This is a genomic window from Nonomuraea sp. NPDC004702 (assembly GCF_053601695.1).
On sequence record NZ_JBSGCE010000011.1, the window covers coordinates 105,306 to 122,991 of the forward strand.

17 protein-coding genes are annotated in these 17,686 nt (G+C 72.2%); 9 read left to right on the forward strand and 8 right to left on the reverse strand.

The annotated features are described in order from the left end of the window. Window positions 1-50: 50 nt before the first annotated feature. From ACWEJ6_RS16605 to ACWEJ6_RS16635, 7 genes are all read right to left on the reverse strand, one after another. Window positions 51-1,361, reverse strand: coding sequence for a CysS/YqeB C-terminal domain-containing protein (locus ACWEJ6_RS16605; RefSeq protein ID WP_452424449.1), 1,311 nt, complete (start codon window positions 1,359-1,361; stop codon window positions 51-53). A gap of 16 nt (window positions 1,362-1,377) precedes the next feature. Next, on the reverse strand, window positions 1,378-3,222 hold the full coding sequence (locus ACWEJ6_RS16610; RefSeq protein WP_352352886.1) for a sigma factor-like helix-turn-helix DNA-binding protein: 1,845 nt from the start codon (window positions 3,220-3,222) through the stop codon (window positions 1,378-1,380). A 48-nt stretch (window positions 3,223-3,270) separates the two neighbouring features. Beyond that, a complete protein-coding gene (locus tag ACWEJ6_RS16615) occupies window positions 3,271-5,091 on the reverse strand; it encodes a UvrD-helicase domain-containing protein (RefSeq protein ID WP_452424451.1) in 1,821 nt (606 codons plus the stop codon). 6 nt (window positions 5,092-5,097) lie between these two features. Beyond that, entirely contained in the window at window positions 5,098-7,287 is a 2,190-nt protein-coding gene (locus tag ACWEJ6_RS16620) for a hypothetical protein (RefSeq protein ID WP_452424453.1), read from the reverse strand. A 226-nt stretch (window positions 7,288-7,513) separates the two neighbouring features. Then, window positions 7,514-8,317 (reverse strand): class I SAM-dependent methyltransferase, encoded by an 804-nt coding sequence (locus ACWEJ6_RS16625; protein WP_397218497.1) that lies wholly within the window; start codon window positions 8,315-8,317, stop codon window positions 7,514-7,516. 74 nt (window positions 8,318-8,391) lie between these two features. Beyond that, window positions 8,392-9,363 carry an ABC transporter substrate-binding protein gene (locus ACWEJ6_RS16630; protein WP_452424456.1) on the reverse strand — a complete coding sequence of 324 codons (972 nt, stop codon included), beginning with the start codon at window positions 9,361-9,363 and terminating at the stop codon, window positions 8,392-8,394. Between the two features lie 119 nt (window positions 9,364-9,482). Then, complete coding sequence (locus ACWEJ6_RS16635) at window positions 9,483-9,713, reverse strand: putative acetyltransferase (protein ID WP_452424458.1); 231 nt, start codon at window positions 9,711-9,713, stop codon at window positions 9,483-9,485. Window positions 9,714-9,818: 105 nt separating this feature from the next. On the opposite strand from ACWEJ6_RS16635, the gene fdxA reads away from it, so the two are divergent. The 3 genes from fdxA to ACWEJ6_RS16650 all read left to right on the forward strand — a co-directional run bounded on the left by fdxA (window position 9,819) and on the right by ACWEJ6_RS16650 (window position 12,063). Beyond that, window positions 9,819-10,145 (forward strand): ferredoxin, encoded by a 327-nt coding sequence (fdxA, locus tag ACWEJ6_RS16640; protein ID WP_106240826.1) that lies wholly within the window; start codon window positions 9,819-9,821, stop codon window positions 10,143-10,145. Between the two features lie 94 nt (window positions 10,146-10,239). Continuing rightward, a complete protein-coding gene (gene dapC / locus ACWEJ6_RS16645; RefSeq protein ID WP_397161201.1) occupies window positions 10,240-11,310 on the forward strand; it encodes a succinyldiaminopimelate transaminase in 1,071 nt (356 codons plus the stop codon). A 78-nt stretch (window positions 11,311-11,388) separates the two neighbouring features. Further along, on the forward strand, window positions 11,389-12,063 hold the full coding sequence (locus ACWEJ6_RS16650; protein ID WP_352352881.1) for a DUF4178 domain-containing protein: 675 nt from the start codon (window positions 11,389-11,391) through the stop codon (window positions 12,061-12,063). A 22-nt stretch (window positions 12,064-12,085) separates the two neighbouring features. On the opposite strand, the gene ACWEJ6_RS16655 is transcribed toward ACWEJ6_RS16650, so the two are convergent. After that, the gene (locus tag ACWEJ6_RS16655) at window positions 12,086-12,943 is read right to left on the reverse strand and encodes a hypothetical protein (protein ID WP_397161198.1); all 858 of its coding nucleotides are present in this window, start codon (window positions 12,941-12,943) and stop codon (window positions 12,086-12,088) included. On the opposite strand from ACWEJ6_RS16655, the gene ACWEJ6_RS16660 reads away from it, so the two are divergent. The 6 genes from ACWEJ6_RS16660 to ACWEJ6_RS16685 all read left to right on the forward strand — a co-directional run bounded on the left by ACWEJ6_RS16660 (window position 12,942) and on the right by ACWEJ6_RS16685 (window position 17,685). Next, on the forward strand, window positions 12,942-13,760 hold the full coding sequence (locus tag ACWEJ6_RS16660) for a 2,3,4,5-tetrahydropyridine-2,6-dicarboxylate N-succinyltransferase (protein WP_352325370.1): 819 nt from the start codon (window positions 12,942-12,944) through the stop codon (window positions 13,758-13,760). The two genes, ACWEJ6_RS16655 and ACWEJ6_RS16660, sit on opposite strands and share 2 nt — an antisense overlap. Further along, window positions 13,760-14,815: a succinyl-diaminopimelate desuccinylase gene (dapE, locus tag ACWEJ6_RS16665; protein WP_452424462.1), complete on the forward strand. Its 1,056-nt coding sequence runs from the start codon at window positions 13,760-13,762 to the stop codon at window positions 14,813-14,815. Before ACWEJ6_RS16660 ends, dapE begins: the two co-directional genes overlap by 1 nt. A gap of 238 nt (window positions 14,816-15,053) precedes the next feature. After that, entirely contained in the window at window positions 15,054-15,854 is an 801-nt protein-coding gene (locus tag ACWEJ6_RS16670; RefSeq protein WP_352352877.1) for an LOG family protein, read from the forward strand. Window positions 15,855-15,865: 11 nt separating this feature from the next. Next, the gene (locus tag ACWEJ6_RS16675; protein WP_387677283.1) at window positions 15,866-16,450 is read left to right on the forward strand and encodes an LOG family protein; all 585 of its coding nucleotides are present in this window, start codon (window positions 15,866-15,868) and stop codon (window positions 16,448-16,450) included. Window positions 16,451-16,522: 72 nt separating this feature from the next. Then, window positions 16,523-17,143: a hypothetical protein gene (locus ACWEJ6_RS16680; protein WP_452424465.1), complete on the forward strand. Its 621-nt coding sequence runs from the start codon at window positions 16,523-16,525 to the stop codon at window positions 17,141-17,143. Next, a complete protein-coding gene (locus ACWEJ6_RS16685) occupies window positions 17,140-17,685 on the forward strand; it encodes a DNA-3-methyladenine glycosylase I (RefSeq protein ID WP_357974337.1) in 546 nt (181 codons plus the stop codon). The genes ACWEJ6_RS16680 and ACWEJ6_RS16685 overlap by 4 nt, the downstream gene beginning before the upstream one ends. The last annotated feature ends 1 nt before the right edge of the window (window position 17,686 follow it).

Sequence of the window (17,686 nt, forward strand, 5' to 3'; positions counted from 1 at the left end):
GCTCCAGCCGTTTCAGACGGCCGGAGCGGCCTCGCGCGGAGGGCTTCCGATCAGAGGGCCCAGCTCTGTCCCTCCGGGGTGTCGGTGACGCGAACCCCCAGGTCGGCCAGCTCGTCCCGGAGCCGGTCGGCCGCCGCCCAGTCGTTGGCCGCCACCGCCCGCTCCCGCTGCGCCAGCAGCTCGCCGGCCCCGGCGGGCGGCACCCGCGGCTTGCCGATCTCCGTGGACAGGTCGAGCGCCAGCACCTGGTCCAGGTGCAGGAACGTCTCGAACTTCGACCCGGGCGCCACCGACTCGTCCAGCTCCAGCTCCCGCAGGACGGCCAGCGCCGCCGGGGTGTCCAGGTCGTCGTCGAGGGCCGCCCCGACGCGCTCGGCGTACGACGCGGCCATGGGCGCGCTGGGCGACTCCGACCACTCGGCCACCCGCGCCCGCCACCGCCGCACCGTGCGGTCGGCGGCCCGCAGGACGTCCCAGGAGAGGTCGAGCCGCTCCCGGTAGCGGTGCCCGAGGAAGGCCAGGCGCGCCGCCAGCGGGTCGAGCCCGGCCGCCACCACGTCGGACAGCAGCACCGCGTCGCCCGCCGACTCAGCCATCTCGCGCCCGTCGAACAGCGGGCGCTCGCCGTGCACCCAGTGGCGCACCACCTCGTGGCCGGTCGCCGCGTCCGACTGGGCGCGCTCGGCCTCGTGGTGCGGGAAGCACCGGGCGGCGTCGCCGACGTGCAGGTCGATCCGTTCGCCGAGGAAACGCAGCGACAGCGCCGAGCACGCCACGTGCGGGCCGGGCAGGCCCCGGCCCCAGGGCGCGTCCCGGCCCTGGTCGCCGTCGGCGGGCCGCCACAGGGCCCAGTCGGCGTGGAAACGCCGGTGCGGGTCGGCGGCGACCGGGTCGGCGGGCTTGAGGTCGTCCAGGCCGGTGCCGGAGATCTCGCCGTACGCCGGGAACGTCCGTACGTCGAAGTACACCGAGCCGTCCGGCGCCGGGTAGGCGTGCCCGCGCTCGACGAGCCCGGCGATCAGCTCGATCATCAGGTCGACCGTCTCCCCGGCGCGCGGCGCGTGCTCGGGCGGCCGCAGGTTGAGCGCGGCCGCGTCGTCGACGAACGCGTCCTCGTGGGCGCGGACCGTCCCCCCGGCCTCACCGCCGGGACGCCCGAGGTCGGCGACGTGCCGGCAGGCCACGACCCGGGTACGCCGCCCCTCCAGGACCCTCCTGACCAGGTCGGACAGCACGTACGTGCGCAGGTCGCCCAGATGGACGCGGCGGTGCAGCGCCGGCCCGCACGTGTACACGCGCACCGCCCGCCCGCCCGAGATCTCCTCGACCTGCCTGGCCCGGGTGTCGTGGATCCGCAACATCACCCGAGCCTAGCCCTCACCCGCCGAGGAAGCCGAGGATGTCCCTGTCCCCGCGCTCGCGCAGCCGGGCCAGCACCTCCTCGCGGGTGGCCGTGTCGGGCAGCCCGATGCGGGCCCCGATCAGCCGCAGCCCCTCCATCTCGGAGTGCACCGGTGCGGTGTAGCCGATGAGGTAGAGCGCCCGGTTCAGCGGCGGCATCGCCACGGCGGCCGCGGGCAGGTAGCGGGTCAGCAGCTCGCCGCCGTCGGAGACGGTCAGGAACACGTGGTCGCCCTCGCTGGCCTTGAAGTCGGCCAGCACGTTGCGGATCGACCCCATGGTCGGCTGGTTGTGCCAGCTGATCACCACGTCGCCCGAGGGCGTCGAGGCGGTCAGCGACCCGCCGGGAGCCATGCCCAGGTAGGCGGCGAACCCGGTCGGCAGGGGCGAGCCCGACCCGCGCAGGTGCTCGGCGTTGACGTCCACGCGGTGCCACCACCGTCCGTCGCGGGAGCGGAAGCTGCGCCGCGTCTCCGAGACGTCCTTGCGCGGCTGGTACGGCTCCGACTCCCCGGTCGGCGACGTTCCGGCCACCCTGATCCAGCCCCGCTGCGTGCGCTCGAACCCGGGGCCGCCCGAGTAGGCGCGCACCGAGCTCTCGCTCACGTCGTAGCGGGAGGTCAGGTTCGTCACGATCGTGCTCACCGAGGCCTCGCCGCCGGCCCGCTCGATCTCCCTGGAGATCATCTCCCTGATGCCCAGGTACTCGTCGCCGCCCCACCTGGTCAGCCCGTACTTGTTCCGGTCCACCCGGCGGAAGCGCTCGTCGGCGGTGAGCTGGTTGCGGATGCCGACCAGGCTGTAGTCCTCGCCGATGCGTTCCTGGATCTCCTCGGGCGACAGCGGCGTGCCCGCCACCGCCAGCACCGCCTCGGCCTTCTCGTTGATGCTGCGCGGCCAGGGCACCACGTGCCGGCCGAGCACCCGAAGCTGCGGCACGGCGAGGATCCACCGCTCGGCGACGTCCTCGCGGACGCCGAGCTGGGCCACCATGGACACCGCCTCGTCGAGCGGCCGCGGCCCGTCGGTGAACAACTGCCGCGTCTTCTCCCGCAGCTCGTCGGCCCCGCCGGAGACCAGCCACCCGTCGGCCTGCTCGTAGCCGGTCAGCAGCGTGCGGACGAACCGCCACGCGGGGATGCCCAGCGTGCGCAGGTCGCCGCGGTGCCATGGCACGGCGGCCGCGAGGTCGTCGGCCGGGACCGCCGACCCCAGCCTGCCCCTCAGCCACGTCACGTGCGCCACCAGCCCCGCCGCCTCCGGCGAGCCCAGCCAGGCCTCCACGTGGTCGCGCAGGTCCCGCTCGATCTGCCTGATCCGCTCGCGGGTGACCGAGAAACGCTGCGCCAGCTCGTCGAGCGTGGCGCGCTGCGCCGCGTAGAGCCGGTCGCGGGCGATGGCGCGCTGCCGGTCGTCGAGCGCGGCGAACACCGCGTCGATCAGCTCGGGAAGGGGTTTGTCGGGCCGGGCCGGGACGGGCAGGGCGGCGGGCGCGGGTTCGAGCAGCCGCTCGAACACACCGGTGAACAGCTTCTGCACCACGTCCTTGCCCAGCGACTCCGGCGTGCGCTCGGCCTCGGCGGGGTCGGAGAAACGCAGCAGCGGCAGGATGTCGCCGAGCAGCAGGTGCCCCCAGCAGGCCACGGCCAGATCGGCCAGGTGACCCGCCACGGTCTGCGTCCCGACGATCGCGCACGCGCGGTCGAGGGGGATCGCCTGCCACCAGGCCTCGGGCAGCTGGGGCTCCTCCACGATCGGCGCGATCTGACCAGGGGAGGTCCAGCGCAGGGGTGGCGCGAGGTCGCTCAGGCTGAGGTTCATTGAGGTCCAACCGGCAAAGGGAAGATATCCGCAGTTCAGACTATGTGATCAGGGGGACAGAAATGGGCTCCCCCTTCCGGAATGCGAGATATAGAGCATCGTTCGGGCCCGTGTGCAGGCGACGAACAGTATGCTCCGCTCGCGTTGCAGCGCCCGAGCCCGCGCGGCCGGCTCCGCGGGCAGCGGTCCGGGCACCACGCCCTCCGCCACGCCGACGAGCGCCACCCGTTCGAACTCCAGGCCCTTCAGATGCTGGAAGGTCGCCACGCGCACGTCCAGCCCGTCCAGCGCCTCCCGGGCGGACCGGACCAGCGTGGGGGTGCGCGCCCCGACGGCGATCTCGCCCTCCGGCACGCCGTCCGCCAGCCAGCCGCCGACCGTGGCCCGCAGCCCGGCCAGTTCGGACTCGGGTGTGTCGTACGCCCGGACCACCGGCCGCCGGCCGTTGTGCGTGGCGCGGTAGCCGAACAGCTCGGCAACGCCCTTGACCAGGCCGTTCGCCGGGCCGCCGCCGCGCAGCCGGACCACGTAGGACAGGATCTCCTGCGGCAGCCGGTAGGAGATCCGCAGGTCGTGCTGGACGGCCGGGATGCCCACCGCGCCGAGCGCCACCCGCGTGTCGGTCACCCGCTGGTGCGGGTCGCCCACCACGAACAGGTCGTCGTGCGCGTGCGGCGCCGCCGCCCGCAGCAGCCGCCACTGCGCCGGGCTGATGTCCTGCGCCTCGTCCACCACGATGTGCCGGTACGGCTTGCGCCCCGGCTCCACGTCGTCCAGCAGGTCGCCGGTCGTGATCGACAGCAGCCTGATCGCCTCGTCGGTGAGCTGGGCCAGCGACCGGGCCCCCGGGCCGACCAGGGCGGGACGGCGTCCCTCCGCGTCGGCGACGATCCGCACGGCCAGGCGCTCGGCGTTGTCCACCTCGACGCGCTTGCGCACGGTCTCGTCGTCGATCAGCACGTCCAGCCGGCCGGCCAGCTCCTCGGCCAGGCTCTGTGAGAACGTCACCAGCAGCACCGGGCCGCTGCCCCGCGCCGCCAGGTGGGCCGCCCGGTGCAGGGCGATGATCGTCTTGCCGGTGCCCGCGCCGCCCACGACCAGCACCGGCTGCTCGTACCGTCCGGCCCTGGCCAGCCGGTGCTGCGTCGGGTGCAGGAACGTGCACCAGTCCGGGGCCCCCAGCACCCGGTCGAGCTCCACCTTGTCGGCGGCGAACACCGCGCGGTCCGGGCTGCGCAGCAGCGCCGCGTGCAGGTCGTCGGGGTCGATCGCGCCCGTCTCCTCGTCGCGGGCGCGCCAGTTGTCCAGCTCCCGCCACGCCTCCGACAGCGTGCCGCCCCTGGCCAGGACGGCCAGCGGCGCATACTGGGTGGGCGGCAGCAGCGGTTCCAGCGCGGCCACGTCGGCCTCGGTGGAGATCAGCCGGACCAGGGGCAGCGCGTGCACGTCGATGCCGAGTGCGAGCAGGTCGCCGTCGCAGATCTGCTCGAACAGCCGCGAGGGGCGGGCCGACCTGCGTAAGGCGGGCTCGACCCGTTCCAGGGTCTCGGCGTCCCACTCCTCGACGACGCCGATCACGGGGTTGACGCCGTACCGGTGACGCTGGGCGTACGACCACGCCTCCGGATCGGGCCGCACGGCGAGCAGCCAGTAGACGTCGCGCTGCCGGACCACCACGCCGCGATGCCCGTCGGCCAGGCGCAGCGTGGCGACCTTGGCGTCCCGGCAGCCCCGCACCCGCTCGGGGTGTGGGGCTCCGGACACGTTCAGCAGGAACCGGCGCAGCGCGACCACGGCGTCCCTGCGCACCGGCTGAGCCAGTGCGCCGAGCTCCCCTGGAAAGTCAGGGCCGATCGCGAGCCGCGGCACGGGCGGTCAGTCCAAGAGGGCGAGCAGGTCGCGGTCGCCGCGTTCGCGGAGCCTGGTGAGCAGGTCGGGCAGCCCGACGGGGCCGGTGAGCCCGATCCTCGTCGCGATCACCCTGGCCGCCTGGTCCCGGGTGCCGCCCGGCGCCGTGTAGCCGACCAGGCGCAGCGCCTTGGTGATGCTCTCGGCGTTCTGGGCGGCGACCGGCAGGTGACGGGCGCGCAGGACGCCCTCGTCCGACAGCGTGAGGAACAGGTGTCCGCCCTCCTTGGCGCCGACGTCAACGAGCAGGCGCTCGATGGACTCCAGCACCGGCCTGCCGTGCCAGGTCATGGTCAGCTCGCCAGCCGCGCTCCTGACCGCCCGGCTCTCGCCGGGGGACAGGCCGAGGTAGGCCGCGAAGCCCGTCGGGAGCGCGCACTCGCCGCCGGCCAGCTGCTCGGCGGTCACGTCGATCCGCAGCCACCAGCGGCCGTCCGGCTGGCGGAAGCAGCGCCTGGTCTGGGAGACGTCCTTGAGCGGCTGGTACGGCTTGTTCTGCTCCGCCCCGCCGTTGCCCTCCGCGGGCGGCGGCGGGACCGGCGTGAACGCCTGGAACTGCGGCGGACCGGCCGGACCGGCCGGACTGACCGGAGCGGGTGGACTGGCCGGACTGGCCGGCGGCGGTGGCATGGGCGGTGGCGGCAGGGGAGGCGGCGGCTGCATCGCGGCGAACGCCGAGTGCGGCTGCTGGAACTCCACCGGCTGCTGGAACTCCGCCGGCTGGTTCGGCTGCGCGGGCAGCGTGGCCAGCACGAACTGCCAGGCCGGCACCTCCAGCGCGCGGATCTCCCTGGCGTGCCAGTCGGCCGCGCCGATCAGCTGCTCCTTGGGCGCGGCCGGGCCCAGCGTCCTGCGCAGCTCGTCCAGGTGCGCGCGGTACGGCGCGGCCTCCTCGCTGGCCAGCCACTGGTCGAGACGGACGCGCAGCTCCCGCTCGGTGGCGGAGATGTCGGCCGGGGGGACGGCGAACAGCTTGGCCAGCTGGTCGACCGCCGAGGGCTCGTCGGTGAAGACACGGTTCTGCGCCACGGCCCAGCTCTTGTCGTCGAGCCCGGCGAACGCGGCCTCGATCAGCTCGGACAACTCCGCGCCGCCCTCGGCGGGCTCGTCGTGCGGACCCGCGGCGGCCTGCCCCTGCTCGGGGTGCGCGACAGGCGCCTCCGGCTCGGGCCGCTCAAGGAGCGCCTCGTGCTCGGAGTCCGCCTCGCCGGGTTCGGCGTGCTCGGGTTCCGCGTGCTCGGCGTCGGCCTCGGGCTCCGCGTGCTCGGCCTCGGGCTCCGCGTGCTCGGCCCCGGGTTCCGCGTGCTCGGCCCCGGGCTCCGCGTCGGCCTCGGAGTGCTCGAAGTCGGCCTCGCGCTCGGGCTCGGCCTCGGGCTCGGGTTCAGTTTCGGTGTCGTGCTCGGCGTGCGCCTCGGGCTCGGCGTGCGCCTCGGGCTGTGCGGCCTCGGCCCGCTCCTCCTCCCGCCCCTCAAGGATCTCAGGGACGTCGGCGGAGCCGTCGAGGTCGGCGGGTTCGCGCCGTTCAGCCTCTTCGTCGTGATCGTCCGACGAGAAGGGCTCCGGCTCGCCGCCGACCCCCTGCGCTTCCAGCGCGGACGCCTCCGCGGCGGCGGGCTCGGGCGCGGGCTCCTCGGCGGCGTCGAGCACGGGCTCGGCCTCGGGCCGCGGCACCTCCTCGACGACCGGCTCGGAGTCGGCGTCGAGCACCCGCTCGCCGCCACGGCCGGCCGCCTCCCCGACGGCCTCCGCAGCGGCCCCGCGCTCAGGGAGCGCGGGCTCATGGGCGAGCTCCGCCGCCACGACGGCGTCCGCCGGGGCCGCGAGAGCCACCGGTACGTGCGCCTCGGCCTGCCGCCCGCCCGCGTACGGATGCGCCAGCCGGACGAGCACCGCCCCGAACAACGTGTTGAGCACCGGCCGGGCCTGGATGAACGGCTGGTCCACCAGCTCCCGCCCGGTCAGCGAGAGCAGCCCCGTCCACGAGCCGGCGCGGTCGAGCGCGATGGCGACGGCGGGTTCGTCGGCCTCGTCCGGGTCCAGGACGTGCAGAGCCGGCAGGACGTCGCCGATGGCGGCGGCCGGCCAGTGCTCCAGCGCGATCTCGGTCAGCAGCTCGCCCAGTGACTCCGGGCCGATGGCTGCGAGCACCAGCGGCATGGGCAGGCTTCGCCACCACGCGTCCGGCAGATCCGGCTGCCCGGTCAGTAGCGTGATCGTCGACGCGTCGCTCCACCTCAACGGTGGCACGAGGTCGCTCAGGCAGAAGTTCATCCCGTTCCGTTCACCAGCCCCTCACGCCGCCGGAGCGGCGCAGCCAACATCTCGCCGCCCACGGAACAGACCATAGTCCGGCAAAACAGCCCTACGCATCATGCACTACGCATCAGCGCCGAACAGCGGCAAAGCGTAGACGCACGTAGTCGGCCATCCAGCCCGTCTCCCTCCGGAGGGCGGGCGCGGCCAGCTCGTTGACCCGTCCGAGCAGGGGGTCCACGATCTCCGGCGGCAGTCCTTCGAGCACGGACGAGGCGAACATGCGCACCCAGTCGGCGGCCCCGCCGGGGCACTCGTCGAGCGGCGTCGGCCGGTCGAAGTACTCCAGCAGCCGGACCACGAAGCCTTCCTGCTCCAGCCGGCGCGCGTACTCGGCGGGAGTGGGGAAGTACCACGGCAGATCGGGCTCGCGCAGGCCGTACTCGCGCCAGGCGGTCAGCATCGCGGCGGTCAGCTCCGCGCAGTTGCCCGCGCCGCCCATCTCCGCGACGAACCGGCCGCCCGGCTTCAGCGCCTCGCGGACGTTGGCGATCACGGTGGCGGGGTCGCGGCTCATCCAGTGGAGTGCCGCGTTGGAGAAGACGGCGTCGTAGGGGTCCACCACGGTGAAGTCGTGGCCGTCGCCGATGATGAAGTCGATCCCCGGGTACTGGGCCAGCGCCTTCTCGATCATGGCGGCGGAACCGTCGATGCCCAGGACGTCCGCGCCCCTGAAGGCGATCTGCGCGGTCAGCACCCCGGTGCCGCACCCGAGGTCGAGCACGCGCTCCCCGGGCTGCGGGTCGAGGAGGTCGACCAGCGGCGCGCCCTGGGTGGAGACGTACCCGAAACTGCTGTCGTAGGCGCGACTGTTCCACCGCTCCAAGCTCGGTGCGTCGTATCGCAAGACGATCAGCTCACATTCGTCAGACATCGGGCCCCCGTGGCCGTGCTGTCCGTTCACTTTAGAGCCTGATCGTCTCTACGACATATCAAGTCACAACGGACTCATCCCACGCTCTTGCTCCATTCCCGCTTGAGGTACGCCTTCGCCGCGTCCGTCTGCGGGATCGTCATGAGCACGGGCGGGCCGGCGGCCTTGGGCAGCCGGGCGGCCTGCTCGGTGTCGAGCTTGCCCTTCATGAGCATGGCCTCGCCGCGCGCCGGACGGGCGTAGCCCTTCTGCAGCAGGTTCTGGCCCTCGTCGGAGAACAGGAACTCCTGCCACAGCCGGGCGGCGGCCGGATGCGGGGCGGTCTTGCTGATCGCCTGGACGTGGTACCCGCCGAACGGCGCGTCGCGCGGGATCGTCACCTCCCAGGAGTCGGCGTGGTCGGCGCTGCGGGTCGCGTTGAGGTGGTCCCAGTCGATGATCACGTTCGCCTTGGCCGGCTCGACGAGCTGCCCGGCTTGCTTGAGCTTGGCGAACAGGTCCACCCCCTGCCTGGCGTCCGGTTTGGCGCCGGCCTTCATGGACGCGGCCATCACGCCGCCGAACGCCGCCGCCGAGCGCAGCGGGTCGCCGTCGAGCGCGACGCGGTAGCCGGGCTTGAGCAGGTCGGCGAAGGAGGCCGGGGCCTTGACCTCGCGCGGGTCGTAGCCGATCGACATGTAGCCGCCGTACGCGCCGTACCAGGCCCCCTTGGGGTCCTTGACGAAGTCGGGCAGGTCCTGCCAGCCCGTCACCTTGTACGGCGCGAACTTGTCGGCCCCGTAGACGGCCATGTCCAGGGTGAGATCGAACACGTCCGGCTTGAGCTGGTCGGCGGCGTCGAGCTCACGCTTGCTGCTGGCGCCCGGCTCCAGCTCGTTGACCTTGATGTCGTACTTGTCGGCGAAGGTGTCGATGATCTCGCCGTAGTTCACCCAGTCGTGCGGCAGGCCGATCACGGTGAGCTGGCCCTCGCGCTTGGCGGCCTCGGCCAGGCGCTCCATCGTGCCGAAGCCCTGCTTCAGCGAGGCGGCCCGGACGTTGAGCACCGGAAGGTCCTTCGACCCCTCGGACGTGGACGGCGATGTGGACGCGCCGCATCCGGCGCTGGCGAGAACGGCTGCTACGGCGGCGCAGATACGTACGGTCACACAATGAATACTTACCGTTACCTCGCCCGAGGTCGAGGAGGCGCGACCGGAACGACCTTGGCCGCGACCAGCGATTCCTCGTCGATCTCCACCAAAGTGCCGTCCCGCTTGCGAACGCGCAACACGCCGTCCGTCCAGGATTCGAGCACGCCGACGGCGTCCCGGAAGCCTTCTGGGACGCGCCTTCGAGTGGTGATCCGTGCGCCTATGTCCTGAGTTGTGATCGCGACGACGAGGCGTGCGGCCATGAGTTTGCCACCCTCCGTTTCGGCCAGCTGGCAAGCACGGCAATACTAGGGCGTAGCAAACCGCGGTCAGAGTCATGCCATGGTGCGGAGAAAAAGGAGCTCGAGGTGACCTACGTCATCGCGCAGCCTTGCGTGGACGTCCTGGACAAGGCGTGCATCGAGGAATGCCCCGTCGATTGCATCTACGAGGGCGAGCGCATGCTTTACATCCACCCCGACGAGTGCGTGGACTGCGGCGCGTGCGAGCCTGTGTGCCCCGTCGAGGCCATCTTCTACGAGGACGACCTTCCCGAGCAGTGGAAGGACTTCTACAAGGCGAACGTGGACTTCTTCGAGGACCTCGGCTCGCCCGGAGGCGCCTCGAAGGTGGGCAAGATCGAGAAGGACCACCCGGTGGTGGCCGCGCTGCCGCCGCAGGGCGAGGACCACTAGCGAGTCGCGTGCGCCGGGGCCGTCCACGTCGGGCGGTCCCCGCGCGCCCGCGTCCGCCGCAGGCGTGTACGGCCCCGAACGACCCTGGAGAACCGTGAACAAGCTGCCCGACTTCCCCTGGGACCGGCTCGAACCGTACAAGGAACGCGCCCTGGCGCACCCCGACGGCATCGTCGACCTCTCGGTCGGCACCCCCGTCGACCCGGTGCCCGAGGCCGTCCAGCAGGCGCTGCGCGATTCGGCGGACAGCCCCGGCTACCCGCTGACCCACGGCACGAAGGCGCTGCGCGAGGCCGCCGCCGGCTGGCTGCGGCGCCGCCACGGCGTCACCGTCGACCAGCAGGACGTCCTGCCGCTGATCGGCTCCAAGGAGTTCGTCGCCTGGCTGCCCACCTACCTCGGCGCCCGGCGGGTGGTCTTCCCCGAGCTGGCCTACCCCACCTACGACGTGGGCGCCCGGCTCGCCGGCGCGACCGCCACCGCCTCCGACAGCACGCTGTCGGTCGGCCCCGAGCACGTCGACCTGCTCTGGATCAACTCCCCGGGCAACCCGACCGGGCGCGTGCTGCCCGCCGAGCACCTGCGCAAGGTGGTCTCCTGGGCGCGCGAGCGCGGCACGGTCGTGGCCTCCGACGAGTGCTACATCGAGCTCGGCTGGGAAGAGCAGCCGGTCTCCATCCTCCATCCCGACGTCTGCGGGGGCTCCCACGAGGGGCTGCTCGCCGTCCACTCGCTCTCCAAGCGCTCCAACCTGGCCGGCTACCGGGCCGGGTTCGTGACGGGCGATCCCGTCCTGGTCAAGCGGCTGCTGGAGACGCGCAAGCACGCCGGCATGCTCATGCCGAAGCCGGTCCAGGACGCGATGACGGTCGCGCTCGGCGACGACGCACACGCCGAACGCCAGCGCGAGCTGTACTCCGCGCGGCGCGCCGTGCTGCGTCCCGCGCTGGAGCGGGCGGGGTGGACGATCGACCATTCGACCGCCGGTCTGTACCTATGGGCGTCGAATGGGCAGAACGCGTGGGATCAAGTGAGTAAGCTTTCCGAAATCGGGATTTTGGTCGCGCCGGGAGACTTCTACGGATCGGCTGGTGGACGGCACATCCGCGTCGCGATGACCGCCACCGACGAACGCATCAGTGCGGCCGTGCGCCGCCTCCAGTAGGATCGCCCGTCGTAACGCACGGACAAATTGAAAAAAAGGCGTCTGCCGAGACAGACCGCGAGTGGAGCGAGCTGACGGATGAGCATGACCTCCATGGTCGTACTCGGGCTGAGCATCGCCACCGTCCTGTTGTTGCTGGGGGCGTTCCTGGCCACCATGCGGCAGGACAGGAGGGGCCGGTCGAGCGCGCCGCCGCCACCGGCCGAGGTCGCTCCGGTCGAGGCCCCGCTGCCGGCGCCGGTCGAGGCCCCCGGGCATGCCGGCACCGACTACGCCGACCCTCGCACGATCCAGGTCGCCGACCGGATCGAGGTGCACGGCTCCCCGTACCGGGTGCTCGGCGCGATGCACGTCTCCTGGCAGGGCCGGCAGTGGATCGAATACCTGCTGCGCGACGTCGCCCGCCGCCGCCTGTGGCTCTCCGTCGAGGTGCGCGAGGGCAAGGCCGCGGGCGAGGCGTCCCATCTTGAGGTGCTGCTGTGGACCGAGGTGCCGACGCAGGGCATGGTCCCGGCCAAGAGCATGCTGATCATGGAGGGCGTGGAGTTCTTCCCGATCCAGCGCGGCACCGCGGCCTTCAGGAGCGAGGGCGAGACCGGCAACCCCGAACGCGGCCTGCTCGACTTCGCCGACTACCACGCCTCCGACGGCCGTCTGCTCTCCTTCGACCGCATCCAGGGCCATGCCTGGAGCGCCAGCTACGCCCAGCCGCTGCCGCCGGGCTCGATCACCATCGTCACCCGCGCCACCTGACGGCCACCGCGGACGCGGGCGGTCAGGACAGCTCGACCTCGCCGTCGCCGGCCTGGCCGCCCTTCTTCCAGCCGTCCGCCTCGACGTCGTTGACCCAGGTCGCGCCGCTGTAGCCGACGCGCCGCAGCTGGTACTTCTCCGCGTACGCCACCGACCAGGACGCCACCAGCCAGCCCCGCTTCTTCGTCGTGATCGCCGGGTCGCCGAGCGCCCTGGCCAGCTGCTTGCGCGCCTCGGCGGTCCTGGCCCGCGGCGCGGGCGTCTGCTTGGGCGGCGGATACCAGCAGTGGACGGACCTGGGCACCCGGCCGGTGAAGGCGGCGGCCAGGATCTTGGCGTCCTGCTCGTGCTGCGCGTACGCGTAGCCGCCCGCCGACCGCTGCACCTCCTGGGCCGCCTCGGCCAGCGGCAGCTTGCGGTAGTTCTTGACCTTCACCAGGGCGGCGAAGAACTTGTTGCTGGCGTAGACCGGGTCCATCAGCTGCTTCTTGCGCCCCCAGCCCTGCGACTCGCGCTGCTGGAACACGCCCACCGAGTCGCGGTCGCCCCAGGAGAGGTTGCGCAGCTTCGACTCCTGCAACGCGGTGCCGTACGCGATGACGACGGCCCGCTCGGGCAGGCGGCGGCGGGCCGCGACCGCGGCGATGGTCGCGGAGACCTGCGCCTGCTCCGGATCGAGGGTCAGGACGCCCTCGGGGGTGCGCACCATGCAGTAGGCCTCCGGGAGGACCAGCGGCGTCGCCCGCTTGAGCAGGAGGTAGAGCCCCACGGAGACGCCGACGGCGAGCACCACGACGATGATCGCGATGGTGATGACTCCACGGGAGAAGCGCAGGCGCACCCTGAAGAACCTACCCGGCCGGATAAGCTCCGTGGCCATGAGTCACGTGATGTCCCCGGTGGTGGACGAGCTGTGGGAACGACGCGCGGAGCTGTCCCCGGCCGACGTGGAGGCCCGCATCCAGGTCGTCGGCGCCGTCGACCTGCTGGACAAGGGTGAGGCGAGGGTCGCCCGCCTGGTCGGCGGCGAGGTCGTGGTGGACGAGCGGGCCAAGCGCGCGATCCTGCTCGCCTTCCGGCTGCTGGGCATGGCACGTTCCCAGGTGGGCGACTTCCAGCACCACGACAGGGTGCCGCTCAAGACCTCCTTCGAGGGGGTGCGGGTGGTGCCGGGCGCCATCGCGCGCTGGGGCTCGTACCTGGCGCCGGGGGTGGTGCTGATGCCGTCGTTCACGAACATCGGCGCGTACGTGGACTCGGGCACCATGGTCGACACGTGGGCCACGGTGGGCTCATGCGCCCAGATCGGAAAGAACGTGCACCTGTCCGGCGGAGTGGGCATCGGCGGCGTCCTGGAGCCGCCGGGCGCGGTGCCGGTCGTCGTGGAGGACGACGCGTTCATCGGCAGCCGCTCGATGATCGTCGAGGGTGCGCGGGTGGGCCGGGGCGCGGTGATCGGGGCGGGCACGATCCTGTCCGGCACGATCCCCGTGATCGACGTCCAGACGGGCGAGGAGCTGGCCAGGGGCAGGGTGCCCGACTGGTGCGTGGCGGTCGGCGGCACGCGGCAGAAGGAGTTCCCCGGCGGCACGTTCGGGCTGCCGTGCGTGCTGGTGATCAAGCGTCTGGAGCCGGAACAGCGGCACGACAAGGCGGCACTCAACGAGGTGCTGCGCGAACATGGAGTGAACACCTGATGCTGGACCTGACACAGGACGTACGCGCGCTGACCGCCGCGATCGTGGACATCGAGTCGGTGAGCGGCGACGAGAAGACCTTGGCCGACGCGGTCGAGCGGGCGCTGTCCGCGCTGCCGCACCTGAAGGTCGACCGCTCCGGCGAGACGATCGTGGCCCGCACCGACCTCGGCCGGGCCGAGCGGGTGCTGATCGCGGGCCACCTCGACACGGTCCCGGTCGCGGCCAACCTGCCCAGCCGGGTGGAGGGCGACCTGCTCTACGGCTGCGGCACCTCCGACATGAAGGCGGGCGTGGCGGTCGCGCTGAAGCTGGCGGCCACCGTCCCGGCCCCCAACCGCGACGTGACGTACGTCTTCTACGACTGCGAGGAGATCGAGGCCGAGCGCAACGGCCTGACCAGGGTCGCCAGGGACCACCCCGAGTGGCTGGCGGCCGACTTCGCGGTGCTGATGGAGCCGACCGACGGCGTGATCGAGGGCGGCTGCCAGGGCACCCTGCGCGCCGACGTCACCGTGACCGGCAAGCGGGCCCACAGCGCGAGGTCGTGGTACGGGGTCAACGCCGTCCACGGCATCGAGCCGGTGCTGGCCAGGCTCAACGCCTACGAGGCGCGGCTGCCGGTGGTCGACGGGCTGGAGTACCACGAGGGGCTCAACGCGGTCGCGGTGCGCGGCGGCGTGGCCGGCAACGTCATCCCCGACGAGTGCGTGGTCAGCGTCAACTACCGGTTCGCCCCCGACCTGACGGTCGAGCAGGCCGAGCAGCACGTGCGCGAGGTGTTCGAGGGCTACGAGGTGAGCTTCCTCGACGCGGCGCCCGGGGCGAGGCCCGGCCTGACGCATCCCGTGGCCGCCGCCTTCGCCGCCGCGGTCGGCGGCACCCCGCGCGCCAAGCTGGGCTGGACGGACGTCTCCCGCTTCTCCGCGCTCGGCGTCCCGGCCGTGAACTACGGCCCCGGCGACCCGAACCTGGCGCACCAGCAGGGCGAGTACGTGTCGCTGCCGAAGATCACGGAGAGCGAGCGGGCCCTGCTCAACTGGCTGACAAAATGAAAGTGGCTTTCCTCGCCGGCCATTTGGCGGGGAAAGCCACTTTCAGTCCCGAGCAGCACCCTCGGCAGTTAGACGCAGGGGGGTCGAAATTCGGTTCCCTGCTTTTCCCAAGATTTTTTCGGCGCCTTCATCTGGCCTTCGACCTGGGCGTTCATCCTCGAAGTGTCCGCTTCGGCGGGCGCGGCCGGGGTCGGGAACGGCGCCGCGGGCCGGTACGGAGAGGACTAGCGTGACCACCATGGAACAGAAGCAACGAGCCGAACGCCGTCAGGGGCAGGCGGTCGTGCGCGGGAGTCTCGTCCCCAGCTCCACCCACGACCAGCGGCTGCTCGACCGGCAGGGTCCCTCCGACTGGGTGCACATGGACCCGTGGCGGGTGCTGCGCATCCAGGCCGAGTTCGTGGAGGGCTTCGGCCAGCTCGCCGAGCTGCCCGCGGCGATCACGGTCTTCGGCTCGGCCCGCACCCCCGAGGGCACCCCCGAATACCAGATGGGCCGGCGGCTCGGCCGGGCGCTGGCCGAGTCCGGCTACGCGGTGATCACGGGCGGCGGCCCCGGCGTCATGGAGGCGGCCAACCGGGGCGCCTCCGAGGTCGAGGGCGCGGTCTCGGTCGGGCTCGGCATCGAGCTTCCGTTCGAGCAGCGCATGAACGACTACGTCGACCTCGGCATCGAGTTCCGCTACTTCTTCGTGCGCAAGACGATGTTCGTCAAGTACTCGCGCGGCTTCATCGCCCTTCCCGGCGGCTTCGGCACGCTCGACGAGCTCTTCGAGGCGCTGACGCTGGTCCAGACCCACAAGGTCACCTCGTTCCCGGTCGTGCTGATGGGCTCGGAGTTCTGGGGCGGCCTGCTCGACTGGATCAAGAACACCCTGCTCGGCACCGGCAAGATCGCCGCCCAGGACCTCGACCTGATCTCCGTCACCGACGACCCCGACGAGGCCGTGCGGATCATCGCCGACTCCGACCGGGCCCGCTCCCGCCAGCGGGAGGAGGAGCTGGAGGCCGCCGCCGCCCAGACCGCGGAGCCCCAATAGGCTGTCGGCCCGTGAACATCTGCGTCTTCTGCGCCTCCAGCCTCCGCATCGACAGGAAGTACGTCGACCTGGCCGAAGAGGTGGGCGCCGAGCTCGCCAGGCGTGGTCACACGCTGGTGAGCGGCGGCGCCACGGTCTCGTGCATGGGCGCGGTCACCTCCGCCGCCCGCGCCGCCGGCGGGTTCACGGTCGGCGTGATCCCGCAGGTGCTGGTGGACATCGAGGTGGCCGACACCGACTCCGACGAGCTGATCGTCACCGACGGCATGCGCGAGCGCAAGGGCGTCATGGACGCCCGCTCCGACGCCTTCCTCGTGCTGCCCGGCGGCATCGGCACCCTGGAGGAGCTGTTCGAGATCTGGACGGCGCGGGTGCTCGGCATCCACGACCGCCCGCTGGTGATCCTCGACCCCTGGGGCCTGTACCAGCCGCTGCGGCAGCTCGTCTCCGGCATGCACGCCGAGGGCTTCACCCGGGCCGACGTCTTCGACGCGATCTCCTGGACGACCACGGTCGAGGAGGCGTTCGCCCATCTCGAAGCGCGTCCGCAGCCGGTCCGTCCGAGCGTCGCCGAGCTGGGTGAGGCCACCGGCTGAGCAGCCTGCCCCGATTGCCCGCACTTGTGGTAGATCGCTGAACGTGCTCGTCCATATGAGTACGATGCCAATGTGCTGGTCATACTCGCCATCGCCGCGATCGCCATCCTGGCCTGCGTGGTCCTGGTCTCCCTCGGCAGAGGCGGGGAGCTGACCGAGTTCCCGCCGGACGTCCCGCCGCTCGACCTGCCCGAGGCCGGACAGCTCACGGCGGTCGACTTCATGGCGCTGCAACTGCCGGTCAACCTGGTCGGCTACCACACGCAGAGCGTTGACGAGACCCTGCGCCGGGCCGCCCAGGCCATCAGCGCCCGCGACACCAGGATCGCCGTCCTGGAGCAGCGGGTGTCGGAGCTGCTGTCCAGCCGGCTGCACGCGCGCCAGGAGATCTACGCCACGCCCGGGGCCGGGCTGCGCACCGACCACGAGCCCGAGGCGCCCGCCGTGCCCAGGGAGCTGCCGGAGTCCGGCGACCCGGTCACGTCGAGCGGCGCGACGGTGGAGTGGGCGGGCGAGCCGGAGCTGCGCGACCCGTCGGAGGAGCCGGACTGGCGCCTCCCGGAGCAGGACGAGCCCAAGGCCGACGAGCCCGAGAACGACGAGCCCGAGCAGGACGAGCCCGAGAAGGACGACGACGACTCCGTGCGCATGACCCCGGGCAAAGAGGACAAGGACAAGGACGAGCGCCCGTGACCGAACTCATCCGGTGCACCTGGCCGGGCATGGGCGACCCGCTGTACATCACCTACCACGACGAGGAGTGGGGCCGCCCGGTCAAGGGCGACGACGAGGTCTTCGAACGCGTGGCGCTGGAGGCGTTCCAGTCGGGCCTGTCGTGGCTGACGATCCTGCGCAAGCGGGAGAACTTCCGCGCCGCCTTCGACGGCTTCTCGACCGTCAAGGTGGCCGCCTACACCGAGCGCGACGTGGAACGGCTGCTCGGCGACGCCGGGATCGTCCGCAACCGGGCCAAGATCGAGGCCGTGATCGGCAACGCCAGGGCCGCGCTCGACCTGCCCGAGGGCCTGTCGGAGCTGGTGTGGCGGTTCGCCGACCCCGACGCGCCGGTGCCCCGGACGATGGCCGACGTGCCCGCCATCACCCCCGGCTCCAAGGCCCTGGCCAAGGAGCTGCGCAAGCACGGCTTCAGGTTCGTCGGCCCGACCACCGCGTACGCGCTGATGCAGGCGATCGGGCTGGTCAACGACCACATCGAGGGCTGCCTGGCCCGCTGAG

Excerpts from the sequence above, each read along its gene's own strand:
- ACWEJ6_RS16650 (WP_352352881.1), top strand. The coding sequence starts at position 11,389 with ATGAGCATGACCTCCATGGTCGTACTCGGGCTGAGCATCGCCACCGTC.
- ACWEJ6_RS16610 (WP_352352886.1), bottom strand. The coding sequence starts at position 3,222 with ATGAACCTCAGCCTGAGCGACCTCGCGCCACCCCTGCGCTGGACCTCC.
- ACWEJ6_RS16605 (WP_452424449.1), bottom strand. The coding sequence starts at position 1,361 with ATGTTGCGGATCCACGACACCCGGGCCAGGCAGGTCGAGGAGATCTCG.
- ACWEJ6_RS16660 (WP_352325370.1), top strand. The coding sequence starts at position 12,942 with ATGAGTCACGTGATGTCCCCGGTGGTGGACGAGCTGTGGGAACGACGC.
- ACWEJ6_RS16625 (WP_397218497.1), bottom strand. The coding sequence starts at position 8,317 with ATGTCTGACGAATGTGAGCTGATCGTCTTGCGATACGACGCACCGAGC.
- ACWEJ6_RS16620 (WP_452424453.1), bottom strand. The coding sequence starts at position 7,287 with ATGCCGCTGGTGCTCGCAGCCATCGGCCCGGAGTCACTGGGCGAGCTG.
- ACWEJ6_RS16670 (WP_352352877.1), top strand. The coding sequence starts at position 15,054 with ATGGAACAGAAGCAACGAGCCGAACGCCGTCAGGGGCAGGCGGTCGTG.
- ACWEJ6_RS16635 (WP_452424458.1), bottom strand. The coding sequence starts at position 9,713 with ATGGCCGCACGCCTCGTCGTCGCGATCACAACTCAGGACATAGGCGCA.
- dapE (WP_452424462.1), top strand. The coding sequence starts at position 13,760 with ATGCTGGACCTGACACAGGACGTACGCGCGCTGACCGCCGCGATCGTG.
- ACWEJ6_RS16655 (WP_397161198.1), bottom strand. The coding sequence starts at position 12,943 with ATGGCCACGGAGCTTATCCGGCCGGGTAGGTTCTTCAGGGTGCGCCTG.